Source organism: Craterilacuibacter sp., from assembly GCF_051659485.1.
GTDB lineage: Bacteria > Pseudomonadota > Gammaproteobacteria > Burkholderiales > Chromobacteriaceae > Craterilacuibacter.
Genome location: NZ_JBOFOO010000318.1, coordinates 1 through 5,812 on the forward strand (window position 1 = coordinate 1; position 5,812 = coordinate 5,812).

Consider the following 5,812-nt stretch of genomic DNA (forward strand, 5'->3'; position numbering starts at 1 on the left):
GGCACACAATGCAAACAACAAAGGAGAAACCATATGAAGCGAAGTAATATTAGCAATTAACTATATTTGACACAACAGTCATACCCGGATATTGACCATTCGTGTCGCAAATACCTAAAACCATCCAGGTACGCATCAGCACCGGAAAGAGCCGGCAATAGGCCGGAATACACACAAGTCGCACCATCAACAGCAATCACGTGTAAAATGACGTTTTCCCTGCGTCGGACTCGTCCTGACGGCGGGCGTATTTTCCAGCAAAAGGCAATAAGCATTACCATGGCCCAAACCAAAGAAACTGCACTGGGTGAAGCCCTGAAGGCTGCCGTGCAATCCATAAGCAAGAAGAAGCAAACCGAGATGATTGCCGGCCACCTCTATACCAGCTACCCGGTTTTCAAGCAGTTCAAACCGCTGGCAATCGGTATCCATGAGACGCTAGGCACAGCACTGCCCCAGTATGAAGCCCAGCTGATCGGTCGCGTATTGTCCAACCACTGCCGCAAACCGCGCTATCTGAAGTCGGTTGCCCGCGGCGGCAAGCGCTTCGCGCTGGACGGCAAGCCCGCCGGCGTCGTCAGCGACGAGGAAAAAGCCGCTGCCCACAAGCAGTGCGAAGATCTGGAAGCTCGCGCAGCGCTGGCCGCCCAGACCGCCAAGCCCTTGGCCAGCAAGCCGGCCGCAGACAGCGAGCCACCCTCCACCGAAGCAACACCACCGGCTGCCGAATAAGCTGCGCTAACCCGCAGCTTAAAGGTCAAAGTCCACGCCGCCCGCGCATACCGCAGGCGGCGTGGACTTTTTTACGACACTTTCCGGCAAAGCACCCCCTTTCGCTACACCATGCCCCGCAAGCTTTAACCGCCATCCAGCGCCAGACCCCAAACCTAAAAGACCCTGACAAAAAAGCTAAACTTGCCGTCACTTGAATTTTGGTGCAATATTCAAGCAAATCAAAACGACAAAACCATCATGACTGATCACACCCACGGCGGCGCACGCAGCGGCGCCGGACGCAAAAAAGGCAGCGGACGCTTTGGTACTGACGAAGCCCAGGTACAGATTCGCGTACCGGCCTGCGACAAGCCCGCCGTGATCAATTTCATCGAACGCCGTCTGGCTGCCCGTCTGGCCAGCATGCTGACGCCGCAAGAGTTGGCACAACGCTATCCGGGCGTGATTTTCCTGCCGGATCCGCAGGCACAGACGACCGAAGTGCCGGTCTTTGCCTGCAGGGTGCGTGCCGGCCTGCCCTCCCCTGCCGATGACCAGATCGAAGATATGGTCGATTTGAACCGTCTGCTGCTTGATGACGCCAGAGAGCGCTTTATGGTCCGGGTCAAGGGAGATTCGATGATAGAGGCAGGCATTGCCGAGGGAGACTTGCTGGTGGTGGATCGCAAGCGTGAAGCGAAGCATGGCGACATCGTACTTGCCGCCATCGATGCAGAACCCACCGTGAAGCGCTTGTTCCGTCGCAATGGCCGCTTGGCACTACTACCGGAAAATGCCGGCTACGCCCCGATAGAGCTGAGCGAAGGCCAGGAACTGCTGATCTGGGGTGTCGTGACCAGTTGCGTCAAACAATTCTGAAGCCGTATCCGACAAAGGGAAGCCCATGTCCTACAGCCTGTCCTATTCCGCCCGCCTTGCCCGCAATCAGGCACTACACACCATGACCACCCGTCATCGCGGCCTGATCCGTCTGGCCATGACAGCCGGACTCTTGCTGAGTGCCGGCCTGCTGCTGGCGGCAGGGCTTCCCAGCAAAGACAAACTGCATGTAACGGCACTGGAGTACGGCAGCGAATGGCCGCTCACATTGACCGAAGGCGATCTGGCCTGTTACGACGATGGTGCCATCACGCTAAAAAGCATGGAAGGCACCGAATATGCGCTGAATGACAAGGCACTGAATGGCGGCTACCGCGCACCGCTGGCTATCTGGAAGTACGACGAGGATATGGCCGGTGGCGTCAATATGCCGCTAACCCCGCTGATTCAGAGCGGGCGTCAGCTATGCCGCACCACGCCTAGCTGACCTTACCGCTACCACGCACCGGCGAACAAGGCGCCTGTATGGCGACAAGCCCCTTTCACCTGCGTGAGTACTACGGGGATAAGCTACTGACGCCTGCACTACGCGCATGGCCAACAACAATAAGCAAGCCACGACGGGGACATCGCCATAAAAACACATCATCAGCCAACTAAATATCCTCAGACATAAAATCGATACGCCCCAAGCGCGCAGCCTCGCGCAGGGCGGTAAAATCGCGCTCGTTTTGCGCGGCATAGTCGACTGAAAATCGGGCAATCGCCTCGGCCAGCACCTCCCCCTTGCCGATATAACCGGCGATCACGGCCGCATCACCCGAGCGGGCATGGGCGCGCGCCAGTGCCCAACCGGTATTGCGCGCAAAACCCAGCATATTGCCAGCCGTGAAGATCTCCACCATGGGCTTGACCTTGACGTCACGCAATTGGCGGACATACATCTGTCGACCCTGCACCCCGACCAGATGGCCAAGAAAAACATCGGACGCCGCCTGCATCAGCCGCTGGCCGAATACCACCCGCTCGCCGTTACTGGCGAAAGGTTCGACATCGACATAAGGCTCCAGCACCGAGGCGCGCGCCTCCTTCACCTGCAGGAACAAGGCATCATCCTCGGCCGCAAAGAACAGGGCAATCGCGCACAGCGTCCCCACGCTACCCACACCGACCACTTTAATTGCGATATCGGCCAGCTCGTAACGGTCGAACAACTGCCGCCGCTCCGGAGGCAGCGACTCGCGGTAACGGCGCAGGTTTTCACGCACGGCCTCGTCGGCCTCAGCCTCGCGCATCTTGTCGAGATGGTAGATCAAAGGCGGCATATCCTTGATGCGGGGCTGGCCTTTGTCCATATGCGCAAGCTTGACGAATTCGGTCGCCGAATCATGCGCCATGGCCTTTTCCAGCACTTTTTTACGCCGACGCCTGAGCGACGCATCTTCGGTCTGTTCGATCAGCTCCTCGTAATCGAGATAGGCATACCAGGCATCCAGGGTCGACATCTGTGCCAGTTCTCGCATTTTGTCGCGATAGCAATTGACGACATGGGCCGCAGCGGCCCGGCCATCGGAAAGTTTGTGCCCATTGTGACTGCTGGCGATGACAAAGCTGGCAGCGAGACGCTTGAGATCCCACTCCCATGGTGCCGGATAGGTTTCGTCGAAATCGTTGATATCGAAAATGATACGCCGCTCGGGTGTAGCAAATGCACCGAAGTTCATCAGGTGACAATCCCCGCACGCTTGCACCGCCAGCCCGGTGACAGGGGTCTCAGAAAGATCGGATGCCATGATGGCAGCCGCACCGCGATAAAAAGCAAAGGGAGAGGACAGCATGCGCCCGTATCGGATAGGCAGCAGTGTCGACTCCCGCCCTTCGCCGGAGGCAATCAGGATATCGACCGGATCCGGGCGTATCGTACGCGGCATAAAGCCGGCATGCGACTCGCGCGGACAACTCACCCGCAATGCACGCCCGGCCTCATGCCGCTCCTCGCGCGTACGCAGATGCGCAGGTTTCTTCAGATAGGCCGCATCGATATGGGTACGGTAGGCTTCGCCATGGTCTGTCGCCGGCGCAGATTTTTCGGACTGACCCTTTTTTTTCGCAGACACACGCAGACTCATGACTGGGTCCTCGATCAGGAATGGAGGCGGCAAGCAGCCGCTGACTATACCCATTCACTGTAGGCCACGTATGCGAATAAATTAAATAAAGACCACCTGCTCACCACCAGTCATGGAAGTGATGTACCGGCCCGATGCCCTGCCCCAGCTGCAGGCGGTCTGCGCCAGCAAGTGCATGGCCCAGCCAGACTTTGGCGTCGCCGACAGCCTGTTGCCAACTGTCACGCTGCGGCCGCAATGCACACAGTGCAGCCGACAGCGTGCAGCCGGTACCATGGGTATGGCGGGTCGCCATGCGCGGCGCGGCAAAACGCAGCCGCACATGCGGCGTCACCAGCCAGTCCGGGCTCTCGGCCGTATCGGCCAGATGCCCGCCCTTCATCAGCACCGCCTGCGCCCCCAGTTGCAACAGTCTGTCGGCCTGATGCAGCATTTCGTCCTCCGAACTTGCCATGGCCTCGCCCAGCAACGCGGCGGCCTCGGGCAGATTGGGGGTGATGATGGATGCCAACGGCAAGAGGCGCTCGCGCAGCGCGCCAACAGCCTCCGCTGCCAGTAAGGCGTGACCGCCCTTGGCGATCATGACGGTATCCAGCACGAAATACGCCGGTTGCCACGCCTCCAGTACATCGGCGACCGCATGGATAATGCCGGCATTGGCCAGCATGCCGCACTTAAGCGCATCGACACGGATGTCGGAAAATACCGACTCGCACTGCGCGCGCACGAAATCCGCTGCCACCGCACTGACCGCCTGCACTCCCTGCGTGTTCTGCGCCGTCAGCGCGGTGATGGCGCTCATGCCGTAGGCACCCAGCGCGGAAAAGGTTTTCAGATCGGCCTGAATGCCGGCACCACCGCTGGAGTCCGAACCGGCAATCGTCAATACATGGGGAATCATGGTGTAGTTCCAAATAGGGACAAGAATTCTCGCGTCGTTTTTTCGGGATCGCTTGCCGCGCAGATCGCGCTGACCACCGCCACTCCGGCAACGCCGCTGGCCAGTACCTCACGCGCATTACCAAGATGAATGCCACCAATGGCAATGCAGGGCCGGCTTGCCATCGCCACCAGTGCGGCAAGACTCTCCACCTGCAGCGGGGGCGCGGCATCTGGTTTGGTCGCCGTGGCAAATACCGGCCCGACACCAAAATAGTCGATCAGGGACGCATCGGCGGCACCAAGCTCGGCGGCATGACTCACCGACAGACCGATGATGGCATCCGGCCCCAACAGGCGCCGCACCACGTCCGGCGGCAGGTCGGCCTGACCGATATGCACGCCGTCGGCACCGACGGCCAGCGCCACATCGATATGATCGTTGACAATAAACAGCGCACCGTGGGCACGGCACAAGGCTTGCAGCTTGCGCGCGGCCAGCAGCCAGTCGCGCTTTTTCCACTCCGGCGCACGCAGTTGCACCACACCAGCACCACCGGCCAGCGCCGCAGCACTGACCCGCAGCATGCCGTCAAGACCACCACACAGGTCGGGGTCCAGCACCAGATAGGTACGCAAATCAAGCTTTCTCATGCCGGCCACCGCGCCTGCAGCGCCGCGCCGTCGATAGCAGCGATTTCGTCCAGCAAGGCCACGGCAAAACTGCCGGGGCCGACGCTTGCGGCCGCTGCGCGCTCGCCGGCAAGCTTCATCAGCGCACAGACGGCAGCGAGCGCAGGCAGCCGCTCGCCCGCTAGCGCACACGCAGCCGCAACGAGTGCCGACAGCGAACAACCGGTGCCGGTGACCTGCTGCAACCGGGCATGGCCGCCGCTCACGGCCAGCATAGCCTCTCCGTCACACAGATAGTCGGTAGCACCGGTCACAATCACCAGCGCACCGCTGTCACGACTCAGACGCTGCGCGGCATCGAGCGCCGCTTCGCTGGCATCCAGACTATCCACCCCGCGCCCCTGCCCGGCCTCGCCTGCCAGCGCACGGATTTCGGAAGCATTACCGCGTATCACGGCAGGACGGCATCGCAGCAACTCGCGGCAGAATGCCGTTCGAAACGGCAGCACACCGGCCGCCACCGGATCCAGCACCCATGGTGTGCCGGCCGTATTGGCAGACGCCACCGCAACAAGCATCGCATCACGCTGTGCCGCATCCAGCGTACCGACATTGAC

7 protein-coding genes are annotated in these 5,812 nt (G+C 60.4%); 3 read left to right on the forward strand and 4 right to left on the reverse strand.

Going from position 1 to position 5,812, the window contains the following annotated elements:
- The first annotated feature begins 279 nt into the window (after nucleotides 1-279).
- The 3 genes from ACRC1E_RS10995 (at nucleotide 280) to ACRC1E_RS11005 (ending at nucleotide 2,041) form a co-directional block, all read left to right on the forward strand.
- The gene (locus ACRC1E_RS10995) at nucleotides 280-732 is read left to right on the forward strand and encodes a ProQ/FINO family protein (RefSeq protein WP_438515139.1); all 453 of its coding nucleotides are present in this window, start codon (nucleotides 280-282) and stop codon (nucleotides 730-732) included.
- Nucleotides 733-972: 240 nt separating this feature from the next.
- A complete protein-coding gene (locus ACRC1E_RS11000) occupies nucleotides 973-1,593 on the forward strand; it encodes a LexA family protein (protein ID WP_438515140.1) in 621 nt (206 codons plus the stop codon).
- Between the two features lie 25 nt (nucleotides 1,594-1,618).
- Nucleotides 1,619-2,041, forward strand: coding sequence for a DUF2511 domain-containing protein (locus ACRC1E_RS11005; RefSeq protein WP_438515141.1), 423 nt, complete (start codon nucleotides 1,619-1,621; stop codon nucleotides 2,039-2,041).
- A gap of 169 nt (nucleotides 2,042-2,210) precedes the next feature.
- Here ACRC1E_RS11005 and ACRC1E_RS11010 read toward each other — a convergent pair whose 3' ends face one another.
- The 4 genes from ACRC1E_RS11010 to thiM form a co-directional block, all read right to left on the reverse strand.
- The gene (locus tag ACRC1E_RS11010; RefSeq protein WP_438515142.1) at nucleotides 2,211-3,683 is read right to left on the reverse strand and encodes a DUF2252 domain-containing protein; all 1,473 of its coding nucleotides are present in this window, start codon (nucleotides 3,681-3,683) and stop codon (nucleotides 2,211-2,213) included.
- 100 nt (nucleotides 3,684-3,783) lie between these two features.
- Nucleotides 3,784-4,584, reverse strand: a complete 801-nt coding sequence (thiD, locus tag ACRC1E_RS11015) for a bifunctional hydroxymethylpyrimidine kinase/phosphomethylpyrimidine kinase (protein ID WP_438515143.1) — start codon at nucleotides 4,582-4,584, stop codon at nucleotides 3,784-3,786.
- Nucleotides 4,581-5,216: a thiamine phosphate synthase gene (thiE, locus tag ACRC1E_RS11020; protein ID WP_438515144.1), complete on the reverse strand. Its 636-nt coding sequence runs from the start codon at nucleotides 5,214-5,216 to the stop codon at nucleotides 4,581-4,583. Before thiE ends, thiD begins: the two co-directional genes overlap by 4 nt.
- Nucleotides 5,213-5,812: hydroxyethylthiazole kinase (thiM, locus tag ACRC1E_RS11025; RefSeq protein WP_438515145.1), on the reverse strand; the 600-nt coding region annotated here is incomplete at its 5' end. The genes thiM and thiE, both read right to left, overlap by 4 nt.